Origin of the sequence: Streptomyces spiralis (genome assembly GCF_014654675.1) — a bacterium.
Classification (GTDB): domain Bacteria; phylum Actinomycetota; class Actinomycetes; order Streptomycetales; family Streptomycetaceae; genus Streptomyces; species Streptomyces spiralis.
Window position 1 is genome coordinate 159351 of record NZ_BNBC01000002.1, and the last position, 21627, is coordinate 180977.

Annotated in this window: 14 protein-coding genes and 1 pseudogene; 5 read left to right on the top strand and 10 right to left on the bottom strand. The window is 67.4% G+C overall.

The window, feature by feature from the left end; all coding sequences use genetic code 11:
• Positions 1–22: 22 nt before the first annotated feature.
• The 3 genes from IE318_RS03160 (at position 23) to IE318_RS03170 (ending at position 5854) form a co-directional block, all read left to right on the top strand.
• Complete coding sequence (locus IE318_RS03160; protein WP_189896019.1) at positions 23–2434, top strand: ricin-type beta-trefoil lectin domain protein; 2412 nt, start codon at positions 23–25, stop codon at positions 2432–2434.
• 43 nt (positions 2435–2477) lie between these two features.
• On the top strand, positions 2478–4460 hold the full coding sequence (locus IE318_RS03165) for an alpha-L-fucosidase (protein WP_189896020.1): 1983 nt from the start codon (positions 2478–2480) through the stop codon (positions 4458–4460).
• A gap of 77 nt (positions 4461–4537) precedes the next feature.
• Positions 4538–5854 (top strand): RICIN domain-containing protein, encoded by a 1317-nt coding sequence (locus IE318_RS03170; protein ID WP_189896022.1) that lies wholly within the window; start codon positions 4538–4540, stop codon positions 5852–5854.
• Positions 5855–6008: 154 nt separating this feature from the next.
• Here IE318_RS03170 and IE318_RS03175 read toward each other — a convergent pair whose 3' ends face one another.
• The 4 genes from IE318_RS03175 to IE318_RS03190 all read right to left on the bottom strand — a co-directional run bounded on the left by IE318_RS03175 (position 6009) and on the right by IE318_RS03190 (position 10948).
• Positions 6009–7646, bottom strand: coding sequence for a GH39 family glycosyl hydrolase (locus IE318_RS03175; protein WP_189896024.1), 1638 nt, complete (start codon positions 7644–7646; stop codon positions 6009–6011).
• A 147-nt stretch (positions 7647–7793) separates the two neighbouring features.
• The gene (locus IE318_RS03180) at positions 7794–8747 is read right to left on the bottom strand and encodes a carbohydrate ABC transporter permease (protein WP_229903306.1); all 954 of its coding nucleotides are present in this window, start codon (positions 8745–8747) and stop codon (positions 7794–7796) included.
• Positions 8731–9681, bottom strand: coding sequence for a carbohydrate ABC transporter permease (locus tag IE318_RS03185; RefSeq protein ID WP_189896025.1), 951 nt, complete (start codon positions 9679–9681; stop codon positions 8731–8733). The genes IE318_RS03180 and IE318_RS03185 overlap by 17 nt, the downstream gene beginning before the upstream one ends.
• Positions 9650–10948, bottom strand: a complete 1299-nt coding sequence (locus IE318_RS03190) for an ABC transporter substrate-binding protein (RefSeq protein WP_189896026.1) — start codon at positions 10946–10948, stop codon at positions 9650–9652. Before IE318_RS03190 ends, IE318_RS03185 begins: the two co-directional genes overlap by 32 nt.
• 183 nt (positions 10949–11131) lie before the next feature.
• Here IE318_RS03190 and IE318_RS03195 point away from each other — a divergent pair, with 183 nt between their 5' ends.
• Positions 11132–12169, top strand: a complete 1038-nt coding sequence (locus IE318_RS03195; RefSeq protein ID WP_189896032.1) for a LacI family DNA-binding transcriptional regulator — start codon at positions 11132–11134, stop codon at positions 12167–12169.
• A 30-nt stretch (positions 12170–12199) separates the two neighbouring features.
• Here the strand turns inward: IE318_RS03195 and IE318_RS03200 are convergent, their stop codons facing one another.
• From IE318_RS03200 to IE318_RS03220, 5 genes are all read right to left on the bottom strand, one after another.
• On the bottom strand, positions 12200–14617 hold the full coding sequence (locus IE318_RS03200; protein WP_189896034.1) for a glycoside hydrolase family 95 protein: 2418 nt from the start codon (positions 14615–14617) through the stop codon (positions 12200–12202).
• 115 nt (positions 14618–14732) lie between these two features.
• On the bottom strand, positions 14733–15794 hold the full coding sequence (locus IE318_RS03205) for an ABC transporter permease (RefSeq protein WP_189896041.1): 1062 nt from the start codon (positions 15792–15794) through the stop codon (positions 14733–14735).
• The gene (locus tag IE318_RS03210; RefSeq protein WP_189896043.1) at positions 15787–17295 is read right to left on the bottom strand and encodes a sugar ABC transporter ATP-binding protein; all 1509 of its coding nucleotides are present in this window, start codon (positions 17293–17295) and stop codon (positions 15787–15789) included. The genes IE318_RS03205 and IE318_RS03210 overlap by 8 nt, the downstream gene beginning before the upstream one ends.
• Before the next feature lie 20 nt (positions 17296–17315).
• A complete protein-coding gene (locus tag IE318_RS03215) occupies positions 17316–18383 on the bottom strand; it encodes a sugar ABC transporter substrate-binding protein (protein ID WP_189896046.1) in 1068 nt (355 codons plus the stop codon).
• Positions 18384–18553: 170 nt separating this feature from the next.
• Positions 18554–19861 carry an L-fuconate dehydratase gene (locus IE318_RS03220; RefSeq protein WP_189896048.1) on the bottom strand — a complete coding sequence of 436 codons (1308 nt, stop codon included), beginning with the start codon at positions 19859–19861 and terminating at the stop codon, positions 18554–18556.
• 306 nt (positions 19862–20167) lie between these two features.
• Between IE318_RS03220 and IE318_RS03225 the strand changes: the two genes are divergently transcribed.
• Positions 20168–20881, top strand: a complete 714-nt coding sequence (locus IE318_RS03225; RefSeq protein WP_030164544.1) for a FadR/GntR family transcriptional regulator — start codon at positions 20168–20170, stop codon at positions 20879–20881.
• 115 nt (positions 20882–20996) lie between these two features.
• Here IE318_RS03225 and IE318_RS03230 read toward each other — a convergent pair.
• Positions 20997–21560: pseudogene (locus IE318_RS03230) on the bottom strand (FadR/GntR family transcriptional regulator); the annotation flags it as partial.
• Positions 21561–21627 lie beyond the last annotated feature (67 nt).

Sequence of the window (21627 nt, forward strand, 5' to 3'; positions counted from 1 at the left end):
CTCCTCGGAAGGGACCCTCATCGTGTCGACTCTCCGTCGGCTGCTGAGACGCTCACGCGCCTTGACGGCCGTGCTCACGGGCCTCCTCCTGGCCGCGGGCGGCATCGTGGGCACGGCGGCCGCGCCGGCCCAGGCCGCCACCTCCATCACCATCAACGGCGCGTCCGGCGGACGGACCTTCGACGGCGTCGGTGCGATCAGCGGCGGAGGCGGCAACAGCAGACTCCTGATCGACTATCCCGAGCCTCAACGCGGCCAGGTCCTGGACTACCTGTTCAAGCCCGGCTACGGCGCCTCCCTGCAGATCCTCAAGGCCGAGATCGGCGGGGACACCAACTCCACCTCGGGGGCCGAGCCAAGTCACCAGCACACCCGGTCCGACCTGAACTGCGACCGGGGCTACGAGTGGTGGCTGATGGAGCAGGCCAAGGCGCGCAACCCGGACATCAAGCTGTACGGGCTCGCCTGGGGCGCCCCTGGCTGGATCGGCGGCGGGAACTTCTGGTCCACCGACATGATCAACTATCTGGTCTCGTGGCTGGGGTGCGCCAAGCAGCACGGGCTGACCGTCGACTACCTCGGCGGGTGGAACGAGCGGGGCTACAACATCTCCTGGTACGAGCAATTGCGCAGCGCGTTGAACTCCAACGGCTACGGCACCGTCAAGATCGTCGCGGCCGACTCGGACTGGGCGGTGGCGGGCGACGTCAACTCCGACGCGGCTTTCCGCGCGTCGGTCGATGTCATCGGCACGCACTACCCGTGCGGCTACCGGTCCGCCCAGACCAACTGCTCGGTGCCGTCGGCCGCCACCTCCTCGGGCAAGCAGCTGTGGGCCAGCGAGAACGGCTCGGACGACTACAACGCGGGCGCGACGGCAATGGCCCGTGGCATCAACCGCGGATACATCGACGGCCGGATGACCGCCTATCTCAACTGGCCGGTGATCGCCTCGGTCACACCGAACATTCCCTATCCCACGATGGGTCTCGCCCTGGCCCCGGAGCCGTGGTCCGGCTACTACGCCATCGGCAGGAACGCCTGGGTGATGGCGCAGACCACCCAGTTCACCGCCCCAGGGTGGCACTACCTCGACGACTCCAGCGGCTACATCGGCGGCAACCGGAACAACGGCAGCTATGTGTCCCTGAAGTCCACGAACAACTCCGACTACTCCACGGTCGTCGAGACGATGGACGCCGGCAGCGCCCAGACGCTGAACTTCAACGTCACCGGAGGGCTGTCCGCCACCAAGACCGTCCACGTCTGGTCGACCGACGTCCGATCCGGCAACACGGCCGACTACCTCGTGCACACCACGGACATCACCCCGTCCGGCGGCGCATTCAGCCTGACCGTGCAGCCCGGCCGCGTGTACACCCTGACCACCACGACCGGACAGGGCAAGGGCGCCGCCACCGGTCCCGGCCGGGGCGCGTTCAGCCTGCCGTACGGCGACTCCTTCGACGGCTACACCGCCGGCACCGAGGCGAAGTACCTCATGGACTGGCAGGGCGCCTTCGAGGTGACGGGATGCGGCGGCGGCCGCAGCGGCAAGTGCGTGCGCCAGATGAGCCCGCAGAAGCCGATCACCTGGGACGTGCTGTCCGATCCCCACGCGCTGCTCGGCGACGTGGGCTGGAGCAACTACAGCGTGTCCTCCGACGTGATGCTCGAACAGCCGGGATACGCCGAGCTGATCGGGCGCGCGAACGCGCAGGACTACAGCAGCACCGGTGGGCTGAACGCCTACCACCTGCGGGTGAGCGACACCGGAGCCTGGTCCGTCCTGAACTCCGACACCAACGGCAACGTCTCCACCCTGGCGCACGGCACGACCACGGCGCTGGGCACCAACCGCTGGCACACCCTGGGGCTGACCTTCGCCGGCAACAGCATCACCGCCGTCATCGACGGCTCCACCGTCGGTTCCGTGAACGACTACACCTGGGCCGGCGGACAGGTCGGCTACGCGACCAGCCAGGGGGAGACGGCGCAGTTCGACAACCTCTCCCTCACCCCCGGCAGCGGAGGAACCGGCGGTGGCACGACCGCCCCGATCACAGGGACCGGCTCCGGCCGGTGCGTGGACGTGCCCAACCAGTCGCAGACGAACGGCACCCAGGTCGAGCTGTGGGACTGCAACGGTGGCAGCAACCAGCAGTGGACGTACACATCGGCAGGCGAGCTGCGGGTCTACGGCGGCTCCTGCCTGGACGCCTCGGGCCAGGGCACCAGCCCCGGCACCAAGGTCGACATCTGGACCTGCAACGGGGGCGGCAACCAGAAGTGGACGCTCAACGCCGACGGCACGATCACCGGTGCTCAGTCCGGCCTGTGCCTGGACGCCACCGGCGGGGGAACGGCCAACGGCACCTTGCTGGAGCTGTGGACCTGCAACGGCGGCAGCAACCAGAAGTGGACGCACAGCTGACCCACCCGAATCCACCCGCGCCACTCACTCGGAGAGGCCCCCTATGACATCTTCTTCCCTTCCGATCAGCCGGCGCCGGTTGCTGTCGGCGGCCGGCGCGGCCACGGCCTTCGGTCTGCTGCGGTTCGCTCCCGAGGCGGCCGCGACCGACGGCCCCGGAAGCTATACCGCGACCTGGTCCTCCGTGGACCAGCACCCCCCGGCCCCGGCCTGGTTCCAGGACGCCAAGTTCGGCATCTACTACCACTGGGGCGTCTTCAGCGTTCCCGCGTTCGGGAACGAGTGGTATCCGCGCAATATGTACATCGGCGGCTCTGCCGAGAACCAGCACCACATCGCCACCTACGGCGATCCCTCGGTGTGGCCGTACAACAACTTCATCGACGGTGCCCGCGACAAGGCCGGCAACCATGTGCAGTTCGCCCCGAAGCTCGCCTCCCAGGGCGGCAACTGGGACCCCAACGCCTGGGCGCAGCTGTTCAAGGCCGCGGGCGCGAAGTTCGCCGGCCCCGTCGCCGAACACCACGACGGCTTCTCCATGTGGAACAGCCGCTCCAACCCGTGGAACTCGGTCCAGCGCGGCCCCCGACTCGACCTCGTGGGGCTGCACGCGCAGGCCATCCGCGGGCAGGGGCTGAAGTTCATGGCGTCACTGCACCACGCCTACCACTTCAACGGCTTCTACGACCACGTGCCGTCCCAGTCGGACCCGACGCTGCGCATCCTCTTCGGCCAGCAGGGCTCGGCCGCGGAGAACAAACTCTGGTACGACAAGCTGATCGAGATCGTCGACGGTTACCAGCCGGACCTGGTATGGCAGGACTTCGACCTGGGCCTGGTGCAGGAGTCCTACCGGCTCCAGTTCCTCGCGCACTACTACAACCAGGCGGTCTCCTGGAACCAGGACGTGGTCGCGACCTACAAGGACGGTTTCGACAACAAGGGCGAGGTCTTCGACTTCGAGCGCGGCGGCCCGTCAGGGCTGCTCACCCCCTACTGGTTGACCGACGACAGCGTCTCCTCCTCCAGCTGGTGCTACACGGTGGGCATCGGCTACTACTCGACGCAGGCCCTGCTCCACTCGCTGATCGACCGGGTCAGCAAGGGCGGCAACATGCTGTTGAACATCGCGCCGATGGCCGACGGCACGATCCCCTCCGGGCAGCAGTCGATCCTGCTCGGCATGGGTGACTGGCTCGGTCGCTTCGGGGAGGCGGTCTACGGCACCCGCTCCTGGGCCGGCTACGGCGAGGGGCCCACCAAGATGGGCGGAGGATCGTTCAGCGGACCGGTGGCCGGCACGCCGAAGGACATCCGGTTCACCCGCAGTCAGAACAACAAGGTGCTCTACGCCACCGCGCTGGGCTGGCAGGGCAGCACGATGACCATCACGACGCTGAACTCCAACCAGATCAACCTCAGCAGCCTGACCGGCGCGCAACTGCTGAACAACGCCGCCGGCACCTACATCAACCTGCCCGCACCTACCCAGGACGCCTCGGGACTGCACGTGGTCATGCCCTCGGCCAACCCGCCGTTCAACGCCCTGGCGTACACGGTCAAGCTCACCTTCTCCGGTGAGATTCCCGCCCTGGGCGGGCCGGGTGGCTCCACCACCTGGGTGAAGATCGCCAATGTGACCAGCGGACTGGTGCTCGACAGCGGGGGCGACGTCGCCTCCGGCTCCAACCTCAAGCAGTGGAACTACGACGGGAGCACCAACCTGCAGTGGCAGCTGATCGACCTCGGCAACGGCTACTACCGCATCATGAACCGCACCAATGGCATGGCCGTCGACAGCTGGGGCAATTCCGCCAACGGCGCTCCCGCCCGCCAGGCGGCGTGGAACGGCGGCAACAACCAGCAGTGGTCGCTGGGCAGCCTCGGTGGCAACCGCTACCAGATCATCAATCGGGGCACTGGTACCGCCCTCGACGGCAGCGGCAGCACCGCGGTCGGCTCCACCACGGTGATGTGGACGCCGAACTCCAGCACCAACAACGAATGGACCGTTACCGGCGTCTGAACCGCCCCGGCGACCGACGCTCCCTGTTCATCCCTCGACCACGGAAGAAGGAGTGCATGAAACGCGCACCACTCTTAATGTCCATGGCGGCTGCGATAGTTCTCGTCCTGTCAGCCGCGGGCACCTCGTTCAGCAGCGGACTCGGCGCGCCCCCGTCGGTCACGAGGACCGCCGCCGCGGCGAGCTCCGGCTGTGGCAAGGCCCCGGCACTGACGAGTGGCACACACACGATGCAGAGCGGCGGCCAGACGCGCAGTTACATACTGCGGGTGCCTGCCGGTTACGACAGCAACCACCCCTACCGGCTGATCTTCGGATTCCACTGGCGGGGCGGCACGGCCGCCGACGTCGACTCGGGCGGAACGGACGGGTACAACTGGTCCTACTACGGCCTCAGGCGCCTGGCGGACAGCGCGAACAACGGCACGATCTTCGTCGCCCCCCAGGGCATCGGCAACGGCTGGGCCAACACCGGCGGCCAGGACGTGGCCTTCGTCGACGCCATGGTCAGCCAGATCGAAACGGGTCTGTGCGTCGACACCACCCAGCTGTTCTCCGCCGGCTTCAGCTACGGCGGCGCGATGTCGTACGCCCTCGCCTGCTCCCGTGCGACGGTCTTCCGTGCGGTGGCGGTCTACTCCGGCGCGAACCTCAGCGGTTGCGACGGCGGTACTCAGCCCATCGCCTACATGGGCCTGCACGGCCTCAGGGACGACGTGCTGCCCATCTCGCTGGGACGGGAACTGCGCGACACCTTCGTCCGGGCGAACGGCTGCACCCCGCAGAACCCGCCCGAGCCGGCCTACGGAAGCCTGACGCACGTCATCACCGCCTACTCGGGATGCAAGTCCGGATACCCCGTCGTCTGGGCCGCGTTCGACGGCGCGGGCCACGACCCCGGGCCCATAGACGGTTCCACCGGTGACGGCTGGCGCACCTGGACCTCGGCAGCGGTGTGGCAGTTCTTCACACAGTTCGACTCGAACCAGCCGCCGCCACCGCCGTCCGGCAACCAGGAGATCGTCGGACAGCAGTCGGGGCGCTGCCTCGACATCAACAACTTCACCACGACCAACGGCACGCAGGCACAACTGTGGGACTGCAACGGCGGCTCCAACCAACGGTGGGCCTACACCGCCGGAAAGCAGCTGGTCGTCTACGGCAACAAGTGCCTGGGCGTCGGCCAGTCCGCGGGCAGCGGCACCCCGGCGGCGATCTGGGACTGCAGCGGCCAGGCGGACCAGCAGTGGAACATCAATCCTGACGGCACGATCACAGCGGTGCAGTCGGGGCTCTGCCTGGACGCCGTCGGCCAGGGGACCGCCAACGGGACGAAAGTCCAGCTCTGGAGTTGCACGGGCGGTGCGAACCAGCACTGGCGCCTGGTGAACTGAAACGCCGGGGCCGGGCCCGCACGACACCGTGCGGGCCCGGCCCCACAGAAACCTCAGCACGCCGAGCCGGACCGCGCAGGTTCCCTGCCGTGCTCCTGACGCGGGCGCAGCGGCGTCCGGGACCGCTGCCGGCCGTCCGAACGGTCGGCGGGCCTCACGCCGCCTGCCTCAGCGACATCACCGCCCACGGCGAGAGGTCGACATCGATCTCGAGCACGCCGTTGTCGGGCACAGTCAGCGTGAAACTGCGGAGCGAGTCGGCGACAGTGCGCAAGTATGAGCTGTCCGCCCTGGACAGGTTGAGGGGCGATCCGAGCTGGTGCCAGGCTTCGGCGACGTTACCGTGCTCCCAGTCCATGATCTCGACGAGGAACCGGGTCCCTGGCTCGAGTTCACCGATCGAGTGGCGGATCCTTCGGTTCGGCCCCTTCTCGGCCAGCGCGCGCGTCGCCGGATACGAGTTCGCCGAGCCGACACCCCTCGTGGCCATCTCCTCGGGGTAGTTGAAGAACAGCGCTGACAGAGTCGATGTCCGGCTGTCCCGGGTCACGACGCCGTCGGACGTCGCGAGAAGCAGTCGGTCACCGAGCCGTTGGAGCATCCTGAACGCGTGGAATGTGGGCTTGTGAATGCCGGCCTCGTTCACAAGGCCGAACCCGCCGTGAAACGGTCCGAGCCCGGCCCCGCCCTCCTCGAACACGTCCGTGAAGGTCCAGTAGGAGATCGAGTCGGCGAGGGTGGCACATTTCAGGTACGCCCGCGTGATGTACGTGGCCGCGAAGAGTGTGTCATGGATGAAGTCGCGGGCGGACGGCGAGGTCGACCACTCCGTGATATGGATCTCCGCGTCCGGATATGCGCTGTTCGCCACAAGATCGCGGAGGAGGGTCAGGTCGTCGAACGTCGCATCGGCGTATCGGGTGATGTGGACCGCCTGGCCGTCGGCGCCGTAGGCGAAATCGGTCGGGTACAGGTGAGTCGAGATGAAGTCGACCGGGAGTCTGCGCTTCGCGCACCAGTCGATGAAGTCGTCGATCCACACCGGGCGCCAGTCCAGCACGTCCACGTCGGACGCGCTCGCCGTCCCGTGCATCGCCGAGCGGTCCTCGACCTCGCCCTGGTAGCGGTCGTCGGGCACGAAGACGCTCGTCGAGGGCCCGCCCACCTTCAGCTCGGGATCGATGTTCTTGATCGCCGTCACAGTGTGCTCGTAGAGTTCGAAGTACTCCGTCTTCGTTCCCGTCCAGAAATGGGGAACCAGATTCGGTTCGTTCCACACTTCGAATCGCCATTGGCGTACCTCGGCGAGACCGTATCGGTCGATCCAGTGTTCGATCGAACGCGTCACCAGTTCAACCCAGCGCGCCATGTCCTTGGGCGGGCTGCAGTGAGCACCCCACCAGAACACCGTCTCGTGTACCGTCGCCAACTCGCGTGGCATGAACCCCAGTTCCACGAAGGGACGGGCCCCGGATTCCAGGATGAAGTCGAACACCTTGTCGACGTAGCTGAAGGTGTACATCGGGGAGGCGAGGGGCGTATCCGGGCCGAACCCGTGCCCGTAGCTCTCCCGGTACACGAACATGTCGTCGTGAAAAACCCCGTGGAACCGGATGTAACGGAATCCGCAGGCATCGACAGCCTCGCCGAACTGCTGTTGCCAGTCTGCGCGCAATGCCTCATTCGCCCGTCCGGCGCCGACGCACTCCGACCAGATATGCGGAAGCGGGCTCTCGTCGCGAAGCTCGCCGTCGATCCGGAACCGAGATTCGCTCTGGGCGTCGTTTGTCATCGTCTCACATTTCTTTGCAGGGTCGCTTGTGGAAGACAGCCGGCTCGTCAATGCCGGCCCAAGGTCGATATCGGGCTTCCAAGGTCCGCAGGGCAGGCCCCAGGGGGTGTCTCGCCGATCAGGCCGGGCTGAACGACGAGACACCCCCTAGCCCTTGACGGCGCCGAGCGAAACGCCTGACTGCCAATACCGCTGCAGGCTGAGGAACGCGATGATCAGCGGTACGACTGTCAGTAGCGCGGCCGTGATCACGAGATTCTGGATGAGAGCGCCGTTCCCCGCGGTCGATCCCAGCTTGTTCCATTCGTTGAGTCCGATGGTCAGCGGATACCAGTTGGGATCCTTGAGCATGATCAGCGGAAGGAAGTAGTTGTTCCAGATCGATACGAACGAGAAGAGCAGGACTGTCACGCTCGCCGGCGCGAGCAGCGGAAGCGCGATCTGGACGAAGGTCCTGAACTCGCCGGCGCCGTCGACCTTGGCGGCATCGAGCAGGTCCGTCGGTACGGCATCGGCCGTGTACACCCACATCAGGTACAACCCGAAGGGGTTGATGAAACTCGGTATGAGAACGGCCCACGGCGTGTTGGTGATGCCGAGATGCGCGAACAGCAAGAACTGTGGGATCGCCAGGGCGATGCCCGGCACCGCGATCGATCCCAGGATGACGAAAAGGAACACGCGCTTGCCGCTGAACTGGAGCTTCGCCAGGGCGTACCCGCCGAGGGCCGCCAGGAACGTCGACACGACCGCACCCACGACGACGTAGATGACGGTGTTGAGCAACCACCGGGAGAAAATCCCGTCCTGGTATCTGAACACCTCGACGATGTTGTCCCACAGGGCGAACCTGTGACCGGGCGCGAACCCGAACGAGGAGACGAAGTCGGCTTGTGTCTTGGTTGCGTTGATGACCAGCCACACAAGTGGCAGCAGGCAGTACAGGGCAGACAACCCTGTCATGACCGTGAGCGTCACGCTCTTCTTGGGGTTCTCCACGGTATAGCGGGGACGGCGGTCGCGGGAATGACCCGTCGATGAGCCGGATGTCGCGACGTGGGCTTCGCCGGATTCAGCTCCTGTGCTAGTGATCGAAGGCATTTCTCAATCCTCTGATCTGGACGGCGTAGGCGACCGCGATCGTGATCGCAGCCATGACGAGCGCGAGGGCTGCCGCATAGCCTTGCTGGGATCCGGTGAAGGCCAGGTTGTACGCGTACAGGTTGGGCGTGTAGTGGGTGGTGATGCCGCTGTTGGCCACCATCGACGGCAGGATCTGCGGCTCGCTGAAAATCTGGAACGTGCCGATGATCGAGAAGATGATCGCGATGACCAGGGACTGTCGCAGTGCCGGCAGCTTGATTCTGAGGACGACCTGAAATTCGTTCGCCCCGTCGAGTGCCGCCGCCTCGTACAGTTCGCGCGGCACGGCCTTGAGCACGGCGTAGAAGATGAGCATGTTGAAGCCGGTGAAGGCCCAGGTCACCATCACCCCGATGGAGATGAGCGTGGTACTGGGGGTGAAGGGGTCGAGATCCGTGCCCAGAGCGTCGTTGAGGCTGCCGAGCAGGCCGTATTTGACGCCCAGCATGAATCCCCACATGAGAGTCGACACGACCGCCGGCACCGCATAGGGGAGAAAGATCGACACCCGCATGAACCTGGTGCCGTGCAGACGCCTGGAGTCCAGTGCCAGCGCCAGCACCATGGCGAGGATCAGCATGACCGGGACCTGGACGAGTGTGAACGAGAAGACCCGGCCCACACCGTCCCAGAACTGCGCATCGTGGAACAGCTTGGTGTAGTTGGCGAGCCCGGTGAACGTGTTGCCGCCGATGAGCTTCTGCTGGAAGAGGCTGAGGTAGCCGGCGTAGAAGATCGGCACGATGAACACGAGCATGAACAACAGCCCGAAGGGCGCGATGAACGCCAGTCCGATCTGTTTCCTGCCGCGCTTTCCGGCCGATGCCGGGTGCTGCGCTGTAATGGGCGACGTCACAGCGCTAGTCCACCTCGAAACCCTGCTCGTTGCCATACTTGATCATGCGCTGCTTCCACTCCTCGAGGATTCCCGCGAGCGAGCCCTTGCCTGTGGTGTAGTACTTCGACACGAGGTCGCCGTAGGTCGATCGGGCCCACTCGAAGAACGGCGGGAACTGCCAGCCGCGCGCGACCGACTTCGAGGCTTCTGCCAGCACCGGACCGACCTTCTGGTCACCGAAGTACTTGTTGACCTTGCTCTGGGAGTCCGTGCTCGCCAACACCGACGTGTTCGGCACGAAGGCGCCCGCATCGACGCGGGGCGAAAGGCCGCCGCCGTGCGTGAAGTACTCGAGGAACTTGAATGCCGCGTCCTTGTGCGGGGCAGCAGCCGGGATGCCGAAGCCGCTTCCGCCGTTCTCCGCGCCGACCTTGTCGCCCTTCTGCCACTGCGGCATCAGCGCAACTCTGAAGTCACCGGCGGCCTTGGGCGCACGCTGGGGGAGTGACGCGGTCAGCCAGCCGCCCATGATCTGCGAGGCAAGAGTTCCGTCGTTGAGCGTGCGGTTCCAGTCGTCGGACCACGCTGTGACCTTGGTGTTGAGCAAGTGCTCGTCGAGCATCTTCTGCCAGAACGCCACGGCCTTGGTGGTGCCGGGCTCCGAGAAGTCGATGTGCACCTTGGTGCCGTTCACCTTGAAGGGGCGACCGCCGGCCTGCCAGATGAGCGACAGCAGGAAGAAGAGGTCCCCGGTGTCCTGTGCGATGTAGTGGTCGCCACCGAGCGCGCGCACCTTCTTGGCGTCCTGGTAGTACTCGTCCCACGTGGCCGGAGCCTCTTTCAGACCCGCCTTTTTGAGAGTGGCCTGGTTGTAGAACATGACCGACGGACCGTAGTCGGACGGAAGTGCGTAGACCTTGCCATCGACTGTCACGTCGTTCCACGCGGCATCGACGTAGTCCTTCTTGAGCTTGTCGACGCCGAACTCCCCGAGATTGTCGAGCTTGCCGGGGATGGCGAAGTAGGGCACCGCGAAGTACTCGAACATCGCGAGGTCCGGCACGCCGGAACCGGCCTGGATCGCATTGTCGAGAGCCGTGTACTCGTCGAACGACGAGCCGGCGTTGACCACCTTGACCTTGATGTTCGGGTTCGCCGCCTCGAACCCGGGCACGGCCTTTGCGACGGTGTCGTCCCAACTCCAGACCGTGAGCTTCACCTGCTTGTCGCCGCTGTCCGACGACCCGCTCGAGCAAGCGCCCAGTACGAGCGTCAGCCCGAGCGCCGCGGAAAGGAGTTTTGCCTGCTTGCGGAGCCTCATGAGCCGCCTCCTCCTTGAGAAGACTCGAAACTTTTTCGCATCATTTTCGAAGCAGGTGGCAAGCTACTGGGCCTGATCCGACCACGTCAAGGACTTGGACGAGGTGCGAATGGACGCCAGGTGCGGCACATGTGTAACGTGCGCCCAGGTTCGAAAAAGTTTCGGACGCGGAACGGAGTCATGATGAGTCGGCGGTCTCATTCCGAACGAGCCACCCTCGCGGATGTCGCCCGGCTGGCCGGTGTCTCACCGGCAACCGCCTCGAAGGTTCTCAACGGACGCAGCGACGTGGGGGCGAACACGCGCGACCTCGTCCTCGGTGTCATCGCCGAGCTCGGCTACAAGCCGACGACGGCGCGACGCGATGTGCAGCGGGAGCGGACGCTCGTCACCGTGCTCGACATCGTCGAGTCCCGCTACGCCGGGACGGTGCTCCAAGGGATCCTCGTGTCCGCGACGGCTGCGCAGACCGAGCTCCTCCTGCGCCTCCCGCCCGAGGACTGGACCGGCACAAGCCGTACAGCGGCCCGTGCCTGGATCGCGGAGCTGCGGGCGTCCGGCGTCGTCGGCATCATCGCGCTCGCCGTCGCCGTGCCCGACTCCGTGCTCCGCGCCGCGGAGGACGCGGAGCTGGCGGTGGTGACGATCGACCCGATCGACACCACCGACTCGCGTGTGGTCAGTATCGGTTCCACCAACTGGGCGGGTGGCCGCTCGGCGACCGAGCATGTCATCGGGCTGGGACACCGCAGGATCGCCTGGATCGGCGGCCCGCTGGGTTCAACTCCCTCGGCGGAGCGCTTCCACGGGTACCAGGCCGCGTTGCACTCGGCCGGCATCACGCCGGACGACGTGATGATCCGCCACGACACTTTCTCCGTCGAAGCGGGACTTCAGCACGCCCATGACATGCTGACGCTCGACGAGCGGCCGACCGCGATCGTCGCGGGCAACGACGAAATCGCCGTCGGCGTGCTCGCTGCGGCCAATGAACTCGATATCGCCGTCCCGGGGGATCTCTCGGTCACGGGGTTCGACGACACGCCGCAGGCCCAATGGACAACCCCCCGGCTGACGTCCGTCGGTCAGCCTCTCGTCGGCATGGGCCGAATGGCCGTCGAGACCGCCCTCAGCATGGCGGACGGCGTCCAGCCCGCCTCCCGGCACCTCCAGCTGGCGACCACCCTCAATGTCCGTGACTCCACGGGCCCTGCCACATGACCTGCTCCGCACAGAGGGCGCCGCGAGGTGTCAGAGAGGCGTGATCACATACTCGCCGCCCGCCGTGGTCTCGAACACCGCGAGGGTGCTTTCGGGGCGCTTCACTTCTGTCTCGGCGCCGCCTGTGGAATGCACGGCGACCGGTGCGGCGGTGCGCAGCCGGACGGTGCCGTGCCGGCGCGCTGTCAGGTGGGCTTGGGCGAGCGCGCCGTCGAGCCAGGAGAGGCTGACCGTGAGGCCGCCGCGGGCGAGGAGGCCGGTGACCCGGCCGGCAGGGAGCTGCGGTGGCAGGGCGGGCAGCAGGTGGACCTCATCGGTGTGGGACTGGAGCAGCCATTCGGTCACGCCGGCGGTGGCGCCGAAGTTGCCGTCGATCTGGAAGGGCGGATGGAGGTCGAACAGGTTCGGGGCGGTGTGGTCGGGGGTGAGCAGGTCGCTGAGGAGTTTGTAGGAGCGGGCGCCGTCTTCCGCGCGCGCCCAAAAATTGATCTTCCAGGCCAAGGACCAGCCGGTGCCGTCGTCCCCACGCATTTCCAGAGTCTTCAGAGCGGCCTGGAAGAGTTCCGGGGTCGTTCGCTTGGTGATCTGGTTGCTGGGGTGGAGGCCGTACAGGTGGGAGATGTGGCGGTGCTGCTGCTCGGGCGCGCCCGCGTCCCAGTCCTGCTGCCACTCCTGCAGCTGCCCCAGGGCGCCGATCTTCATGGGCGGCAGTTGGGCACGGGCCTGGCGCACCCGGTCGGCGTACGGGCTGGTGGTGCCGAGCGCGTCGCAGGCGGCGAGGTAGCCGTCGAAGAGGTCACGCAGGATCTGGTTGTCCATCGTCGGGCCCGCACATGCGGACACGTCGGGGTGGTGGGCGTTCTCGGGCGAGACGGACGGGCAGGTCACCAGGTGTCCGCTGGTGGGGTCGTGGACGAGCGCGTCGAGGAAGAAGCGGACCGCTCCTTCGACCACGGGCAGGCGGCGGCGCAGGGCTGCGCTGTCGCCGGTGAAGCGGTAGTGCTCCCATACGGAGGTGGCGAGCCAGGCGCCGCCGGTGGGCCACATCCCCCAGAAGGCTCCGTCCACGGGCGCGGTTCCGCGCCAGGCGTCGGTGTTGTGATGGGCGACCCAGCCGTCGGCTCCGTACTGCACCCTGGCGGTCTTCTGTCCGGCCTGGGCGAGGTCGTCGAGGAGGGCGAAGACCGGATCCCAGCACTCCAGGAGGTTGGTGGTGGGCGCGGGCCAGTAGTTCATCTCCGTGTTGATGTTGATCGTGTACTTGGAGTCCCAGGGCGGGGACAGCTGGTCGTTCCAGATGCCCTGCAGATTGGCGGGCTGTGTACCGGGGCGGGACGAGGAAATGAGCAGGTAGCGGCCGAACTGGTAGTGAAGCGCCACCAGTTGGGGGTCGTCGGCCTGAGAGAACGCGGCCACTCGCCGATCGGTCGGCGCCGCGGCCGCATCCGTGGTGCCGAGGTCGAGCGTGACCCGGCGGAAGAGCGCGCGGTGGTCGCGTACGTGCCGGGAGCGCAACTGCCCGTACGGGGTGTCGGCTGCGGCGTTCAGAGGGCGCTCGGCGCGGGCGCGGTGGTCACCCGAGGCGTCCCGGTAGTCGTTGTAGCTGGTGCCGACGGACACCAGCAGGGTCACCGCGTCGGCCCCGTCCACGGCGAGCGTGCCGTTCTCGCTGCGCACGGTGCCCCCCTCGGCGCGGGCACGGACCAGGGCTCGGAAGCGGACCCGGCCGGCGACCCCCTCACGCGTCTGCCCGGTCCCCTCCAGAGCGGCGGTGATCCGGTCCGGGGACGACGTCTGAGCCTGCTGGGGAGTGTCGAAGGCGGCGGTGAACGACAGGGCACCCGGGGAATCCGCGGTCAGCCGGACCACAATCACCTGGTCGGCGTGGCCTGCGAACGCCTCGCGACGGTATGTCACTCCTCCGCGGACGTACGTCGTGGTCGCCACGGCCGTGTCCAGGTCCAGCTCACGACGGTAGGAGCTGACGTCACCTGTCCCGGGGAACGTCAGGCGCAGGTTGCCTACTGTCTGGTACATCAGCTCCCCGACCGGGATGCCCAGGAAGGTGGAGTTGATCAGGTCCTGGGCGGAGCTCCATTCGCCGGCGAAGATTCGGCGCCGGATCTCGGGGAGGTTTGCCAGACCCTGGGGGTTGGCGGGTTCGTAGGGGCCTCCCGCCCAGAGAGTGTCTTCATTGAGCTGGAGCTGCTCGGTTTCCACTCCGCCGAACACCATGGCGCCGAGGCGGCCGTTGCCGAGCGGCAACGCCTCCAGCCATTGGCCGGCGGGCCTGTCGTACCAGAGGGCGAGACGGGAGGCCTCCGGAGTGGCGGCATCCTCCGCTTCCGAGGTGCTCTGCGGCGCCGCGGCCGCCGCAGCCGCTGGGAGACCGACGGCGAGTGCGGCGGACGTGGTTGCGGAGGCGACGAGAAAGTCTCTTCGTTCCATGGGAATGCCTGCCTTTCGATCGCGGGTTGGGCTGGTCATTCGGGTGCGGCGGCGTGGCCGGCCGGGTTCGGGCGGCAGCGCAGGGGGAGCGCATGCCGGGGAAGGGCGGCGGTGGCTATTCCTGTGCCTTGCCCCCGGTGATGCGGGACAGGGCCAGGGCGATGAGGATGATCGCTCCGTTGAGGGCGCCGATCCACTGCGCGGGGACGCCTCCGAGGGTGAGGACGTTCTGGATCAGGAACAGCAGCAGGATGCCGGTGAACGCGCCGAACACGGTGCCCTTGCCGCCGTTGAGGCTGATGCCTCCGATGACCGCGGCGGCGAACACGGTGAAGATGTAGCCGTTGCCCTGGGCGGAGGCCACCGAGGCGAGGCGTCCCGAGAGCAGCAGACCGCTCAGCGCGGCGAGGACGCCGGCGGTGACGATGACGATCCACAGCACCCGGTCGGTGCGGATGCCGGCCGCCTTCGCCGCGTCGACGTTGCCGCCGATCGCGTAGAGGGAGCGGCCGAAGCTGGTGAAGCCGAGCACCACGATCCCTACGGCGAACAGGATGAGGCAGATCCACACCGAGGCAGGCATGCCCAGCCACTGGGCGGTGCCGAGGTAGAGCATCGAGGGGGGCAGATGGAAGAAGGTCTGCCCGCCGGAGATGCCCGTCAGGATGCCGCGCAGCACGATCAGCATGCCGAGCGTGACGATGAAGCCGTTGAGCCCGAACCGGATGATGAACAGGGCGTTCACCGCACCGATCAGCAGACCGGCCGTCAGCGTGATGGGGACGGACCAGCCGCCGGGCAGCAGTCCGATCCCGTGCGTCGCGCCCGGCGGAACGGTGAGCCAGGCCGCGACCCCGGGGGCGAGCCCGACGGTGGACTCCAGGGAGAGGTCCATCTTCTTGACGATCAGCACCAGCGTCTGCGCGAGGACGAGCAGCGCGATCTCGGACATGGTCTGCAGGACGTTGATCAGGTTGTCGGTCTGCAAGAACACCGGATTGACGATCTGGCCGACGATGGCCATGGCGATGATCGCGGGAATCAGTGCCAGGTCGCGCAGCCGCGCGAAGGCGATCCTGCGTTGCCCCGTCCTCCTGGCGCCCGGCTGCTCGCTCGCGGTGTCCGGCTGCTCGCCGTTGGGGCTCTTCGCGGCGGCGGCGGTCGCACTCTCAGACATCGAGGTCCACTCCTTCCATTGCGGCCACGAGCTCGTGGTCGTGCCAGCCGCCGGCCTTCTCGGCCACTACACGGCCCTGGAACATCACCAGGACCCGGTCGCACATGCGCAGGTCGTCGAGCTCGTCGGAGGCGATGAGCACCCCGGTGCCGGCCTCGGCGATCTCCTCGACCTTGCGCAGGAGGAACTCCTTCGATCGCACGTCGACGCCGGCGGTCGGGTTGATCAGCACCAGCACCTTGGGGTCGTTGGCCATGGCCCGTGCCATGACGACCTTCTGCTGGTTGCCTCCGGAGAGCCCGGAGACGGGCAGCTCCGGCCCCGGCGTCTTGATCGCCAGGTTCTCGATCATGGAACGGGCGAGGGCGTCCCGGCGGCGTCCGTGGATGAAGCCGGGCGGACCGAGCCGCTCGGGGATGGTCAGGGTGCCGTTGTCCGCGATGGACATCTCCGGCACGAATCCCTGGTGGTGGCGGTCCTGCGGGACGAAGCCGGCCCCGGCCCTCAGTGCCGCGGGCACGCTGCCGGGCCGTGGACGAGTCCCGGCGATCCTCACCGTGCCCGTGTCGGCGGTCCGCAGCCCTACGACCGTCTCCGCCACCTCGGTACGGCCGCTGCTCGCCGCGCCGGCAAGGCCGACGATCTCCCCGCCGCGGATGCGGACGGACACGTTCTCGTACACGCCCTGCAGAGCGGCGCCTTCCACCGCGAGCACATCCGGGGATCCGGTGTCCGCGGGGCGACGGCGTGCCCGGGCGGCCTCGGTCGCGCCCTCGCCGGTCATGGCGGCGACGAGTTCGGCGCGGGGCAGTTCGGCCACGGGGGCGGTCAGAATGTGCCGGGCGTCGCGGAACACCGTCACCGTGTCGCAGATCTCGTAGACCTCCTGGAGATGGTGGCTGATGAACAGGAAGGTGACGCCCTGCCGCTGAAGGTCCCGGATCCGGGCGAACAGCCGGTTGATCGCGGATCCGTCCAGCTGCGCGGTGGGTTCGTCGAGGATGATGAAGCGTGCCCCGAACGACAAGGCCCGGGCGATCTCGACGAACTGCCGCTGCTCGACGTCGAGTTCGCCGGCCAAAGTGCGCGCGTCCACGTCGACCGACCAGGTCCGCAGCAGCTCGCTTGCCCTGTCGCGCACTGTTCGCCAGCTGATCAGGCCGCTGCGACCGCGGTCGTGCCGGTTCAGGAAGAGGTTCTCGGCGACCGTCAACCCGGGAATGATGGTGGACTTCTGGTAGACGCAGGCCACACGTTGCCGCCAGGCGTCACGGTCCGCGAGTCGGGGAGCGGGCTCGCCGTCGAACGTCACCGTGCCCTCGTCCGGCGCCTGCAGCCCGGTGAGGATGGAGACCAGCGTGGACTTCCCCGCACCGTTGCGCCCGACGAGCGCGTGCGTCTCCCCGGGGGCGATCGTGATCCCGGCGTCGCGCAGCGCCACCGTGGACCCGAACCGCTTCGTTATCCCCGCCGCCTGGGCGACGGGCGGAGCCGTAACCATGTCTGCGTACCGCCTTCCGGTCAGCCGAGGTTGTTGCCCCAGAGGGATTCGTCGTCGCTCTTGAGGCTGGGGACTCCGCCGTAGGTGCCGCCGTCCGCCGTCACCAGGGGTGCGGAGAGCTGATCCTCCAGAAGGCCGTCGCGAACCTTGATGATCGTGCTGTGGTGGTCGGTCCTGCCCGGCTTGAACGTCCTGCCGTCGATCGCCGCCTTGAGGTAGTAGAGGGCGTACTTCGCGTAAAGGTCGGCCGGCTGGGAGACGGTGGCGTCGATCCGGCCCGCCGCGATGTCCTTGAGCTCCTCGGGAATGCCGTCGTTGGAGACGACGAACACGTGCTTCTTGTCCTCAGGGCCGACCAGCAGGTTCTTCTGCTTGAGCACCTGGAGAGTGCCGGAGAGCGCGAAGCTGGACTGCATGTACACGCCCTTGATGTCGGGATGTGCGGTCAGGTCGGTCTGGAGCTTTTGTGCGGCGACCGCTCCGTCCCAGTTGGTGGCTTCACCGAAGACCTTGATGGCGGGGTAGTTCTTCTTCATGCACGCGTTGAACGCCTCGGTACGGTCGCGGCCGTTGACGGAGGCGAGATCGCCTTGGAGCATGACGACCTTCCCCTTGCCTCCCAGCTTGGTCCCGAGGTACTGGCAGGCCTTCTCGCCGTATGCGCGGTTGTCCGCGCGCACGACCATGTACACATCTCCGGTGTCGGGACGGGTGTCCACGGAGACGACCGGGATCTTCTTCGCCGCCAGCTGCGCGAGGGTGGGCGCGATGGCGGCGGTGTCCTGAGGTGCCATCGCGACGCCCTTGACGCCCTGGCTGATGAACGTCTGGACGTCGGCGGTGAGTTTGGCGACGTCGTTCTGCGAGTTGGTGGTCTTCAGGTCGAGCTCGAGCTCCTTGGCGAACTGCGGGGTGTACTTGATGTACGAGTTCCAGAAGTCGGTGTCGGAGCGCGGGTAGTCGACCCCGATCACCCTCGAACCACCTCCCTGGCCCGAGGCCGACGAACTCCCGCAGGCAGTGAGCGCGGTCATGGCCAGGGCGGCGAGGGCGCCGAAAGAGACGTACCGGGTGGCTCTGAGCTTCATTGCTCGTTCTCCTTGCTGGTGGAGTCGTGCGGACAAGCTGTATGCGAGGGCCGGCTGTGTGGTGTGCGGGGGTCGGGAGGGGGAGCGGAGAGGGAAGGAACGGGGTCAGACGAGAGGGCCCATGGGCTGCCGGATTTCGAGGGCGGGCGGTCCCGCGAACCGGGAAGCGCTCATCCGTCGGTCTCCGCGCTCCACACGGGGCCGTCGGGATAGCGGTGGTCCTCCAGGGACTGCGGGTGCAGTTCGGCGCTGATGCCGGGGGCGGCCGGGGCGAGATAGCGGCCGTCGCGGATGCGGACCGGGTCGGTGAAGTGCTCGTGCAGGTGGTCGACGTATTCGATCACACGGTTCTCGGTGGTGCCGCTGACGGCCACGTAGTCGAACATCGCCAGGTGCTGCACCATTTCGCACAGTCCGACGCCGCCGGCGTGCGGGCAGACCGGGACACCGAACTTGGCGGCAAGCAGCAGGACGGCGACGTTCTCGGTGACACCGGCGGTGCGGCTGGCGTCGAGTTGCAGGACGTCCAGCGCGCCCGCCTGAAGGAGCTGTTTGAACATCACCTGGTTGTGGGTGTGTTCACCCGTGGCCACCTTGACCGGCGCCAACGCCCGGCGGATGGCGGCGTGGCCGAGGATGTCGTCCGGCGAGGTGGGTTCCTCGATCCAGTAGGGATCGTAGGGCGCGAGCGCCGCCATCCAGTCGATCGCCTGATGGACCCCCCACGCCTGGTTGGCGTCGACGGCGATCCTGATGTCCGGACCGACGGCCTCGCGGGCCAGTCGCATGCGGCGCTCGTCGGCCTCGCGGTCGGCGCCGACCTTCAGTTTTATCTGCCCGAAGCCATCGGCGACGGCCTCCTTGGACAGCCGTACCAGCTTCTCGTCGTCGTAACCGAGCCAGCCGGGGGTCGTGGTGTATGCCGGGTATCCGTGCTTCAACAGGTCTTCGATGCGTCGGGCGCGGCCGGGCTCGGCGCGGCGCAGGATCTCCAGGGCCTCGTCGCGGGTGAGGGCGTCCTGGAGGTAGCGGAAGTCGACCAGGTCGACCAGCTGCTCCGGGGACAGTTCGGCCAGCAGCCGCCAGACCGGTTTTCCGGTACGACGCCCGTAGAGGTCCCAGACGGCGTTGACGATCGCCGCAGCGGCCATGTGGATGGCCCCCTTCTCCGGGCCCAGCCAGCGCAGCTGGCTGTCGCCGGTCAGCCGCCGGGAGAAGCCGCGGAGATCGGCCAGTACCTCCTCCACCGGCAGCCCTACGATCAGCGGGGCCAGGGCTCTTACGGCGGCGACCTCGACGTCGTTGCCGCGTCCCACGGTGAAGGCGAGTCCGTGACCCTCGTCCCCGGCGCTCGTACGGATCGTCACATACGCGGCCGAGTAGTCGGGCTCGGGGTTCATGGCGTCGGAGCCGTCGAGCTCCCGGGAGGTAGGGAACCGGACGTCGACGGCCTCGACCGCGCTGATCAGCTCACTCATCGGGCCCAGCACCTTCGGCTCGGAGGGTCGAGTGCTGTCTCGGCGCCATGGCGACCACCCATCGTCGTGTGTCAAAGAGATGTCCTCTCTGCTACCGGCAGACGCTGGACATGGGATGGATTTATAGAGTCGCCCGACCCGCGTGTCCATACCCTTGAGGCAAGAGATGCGCCTTGACTCGCCTCACCTGCACATTTACGTCGATGTGGCGTGCGCGCAAGATTTGCAGTCATCCCATCTCTATCGCGGTGATGGGATGTATTGCTACGCTGCCGCGGCCTGGGCACACGAACAGGGAGCAGCCGCATGTCATTGACCGACAAGGCCATCGACCGGATCAGGGATCTCATCCAGTCCGGCGAGCTGCCGCCAGGCGCCAAGCTGCCGCCCGAGCAGCAGCTGGCCGCGGAGCTGGGTCTGTCCCGCAATCTCATGCGAGAAGCGGTGAAGGCCCTGGTCGTCGCGCGCGTACTGGAGATCCGCCGGGGCGACGGCACGTATGTGACCAGCCTCGAACCCGAGCTGCTGCTGAGCAGCATCGGGTCAGCGGTGGAACTGCTGCGCGGCGACACCTTGCTCGAGCTGACCGAGGTGCGCCGACTGTTCGAACCGGTCGCCACGGGGCTCGCCGCCACCCGGATCTCGCCCGCCGAACTGGCGGAGGTGGAGCGGCACCTGAACGCGATGCGAGCGGCCTGGGACGACGTGGAGCGGCTCAACGAGCACGACGCCGCGTTCCACCGGGCGGTGGTCGCGGCCACCGGCAACGCCACCCTCGCCACCTTGCTGGAAGGGATCTCCGGCCGGACGCTGCGCGCACGCGTCTGGCGCGGTCTGGTCGACGACAACGCCGCTGCCCGCACGGTCGCCGAACACGAGGCGATCTACCAGGCGCTGGCCGCTGGCGACGCCGCGCTCGCCCAGGCCGCTGCGCTCCTGCACGTCAGCACCACCGAGCGGTGGCTGCGTGAGCACCTGGAGCCGAACGGCGGCGTCCCGAGCGGCGTCATGAATGCCTAGGGAACCAGTGCGCGGGCGCCGTGCTGCCGTGGAGAGGCGCCTTGCCGCCTGGACCAGCCGATGGAGTGTCGGAGCCGACTCCGGTGCGTAGGGGCAGGGGCGTTGCCGAGAGGCGTCAGCCGAACAGGCGGCGCTGGATCTCGCGGCGGTAGTCCTCGAGTGTGTTGTCCAGGTGGGCGCAGGCGGCGCCGGCCGCGGCTTCCGGGTCGCCGTCCCGGATCGCCTGGTAGATCGCGGCGTGCTCGACCACTGCCTCCTCGGCATGGCCGCCGACGGTGCCGTGGAGACCGATGGTGCTGGACTGTCGTTGCAACCGGCGGGCCTCACGCACCGACTCGACGAGAAGGGGGTTGTGGGACGCGATGGCGATGCTGAGATGGAAGTCGTCGTCGCCACGGTCGAACAGCTCCCGCTGTCCGGTCACGTGACCTTCCCTGCACGTTTCGGCGGCGGCCTCGATGGCACGCAACTCGGCCGGCGTCGCCCGGCCGGCGGCCAGTCGGCTGGCCGCGGCCTCCTGGACCCTCCGGAATTCGAAGAGCATGTAGACGTGATCGAGGTCGGTCGGCAGGAAGAAGCCGCCCCAGCGTGAAGACCCCAACATGCCCTCGTCGTCGGCCACGTAGAGTCCGCGACCCTTCTGCGCACGTACCCGCCCGAGTGCCGAGAGGATCTTCACGTCCGCACCCGGCGAGAGCCAGGGCTACGCGGTCCTGGTCGTCACCCCCGGCAATGGCGTCTCGCTT

What these genes read in the sequence shown, in the direction of transcription:
- IE318_RS03190 (WP_189896026.1), bottom strand. Translation starts at nt 10,948, where the DNA reads ATGAGGCTCCGCAAGCAGGCAAAACTCCTTTCCGCGGCGCTCGGGCTG.
- IE318_RS03170 (WP_189896022.1), top strand. Translation starts at nt 4,538, where the DNA reads ATGTCCATGGCGGCTGCGATAGTTCTCGTCCTGTCAGCCGCGGGCACC.
- IE318_RS03185 (WP_189896025.1), bottom strand. Translation starts at nt 9,681, where the DNA reads ATGGCAACGAGCAGGGTTTCGAGGTGGACTAGCGCTGTGACGTCGCCC.
- IE318_RS03200 (WP_189896034.1), bottom strand. Translation starts at nt 14,617, where the DNA reads ATGGAACGAAGAGACTTTCTCGTCGCCTCCGCAACCACGTCCGCCGCA.
- IE318_RS03175 (WP_189896024.1), bottom strand. Translation starts at nt 7,646, where the DNA reads ATGACAAACGACGCCCAGAGCGAATCTCGGTTCCGGATCGACGGCGAG.
- IE318_RS03215 (WP_189896046.1), bottom strand. Translation starts at nt 18,383, where the DNA reads ATGAAGCTCAGAGCCACCCGGTACGTCTCTTTCGGCGCCCTCGCCGCC.
- IE318_RS03220 (WP_189896048.1), bottom strand. Translation starts at nt 19,861, where the DNA reads ATGAGTGAGCTGATCAGCGCGGTCGAGGCCGTCGACGTCCGGTTCCCT.
- IE318_RS03225 (WP_030164544.1), top strand. Translation starts at nt 20,168, where the DNA reads ATGTCATTGACCGACAAGGCCATCGACCGGATCAGGGATCTCATCCAG.
- IE318_RS03180 (WP_229903306.1), bottom strand. Translation starts at nt 8,747, where the DNA reads ATGCCTTCGATCACTAGCACAGGAGCTGAATCCGGCGAAGCCCACGTC.
- IE318_RS03195 (WP_189896032.1), top strand. Translation starts at nt 11,132, where the DNA reads ATGAGTCGGCGGTCTCATTCCGAACGAGCCACCCTCGCGGATGTCGCC.
- IE318_RS03210 (WP_189896043.1), bottom strand. Translation starts at nt 17,295, where the DNA reads ATGGTTACGGCTCCGCCCGTCGCCCAGGCGGCGGGGATAACGAAGCGG.
- IE318_RS03205 (WP_189896041.1), bottom strand. Translation starts at nt 15,794, where the DNA reads ATGTCTGAGAGTGCGACCGCCGCCGCCGCGAAGAGCCCCAACGGCGAG.
- IE318_RS03165 (WP_189896020.1), top strand. Translation starts at nt 2,478, where the DNA reads ATGACATCTTCTTCCCTTCCGATCAGCCGGCGCCGGTTGCTGTCGGCG.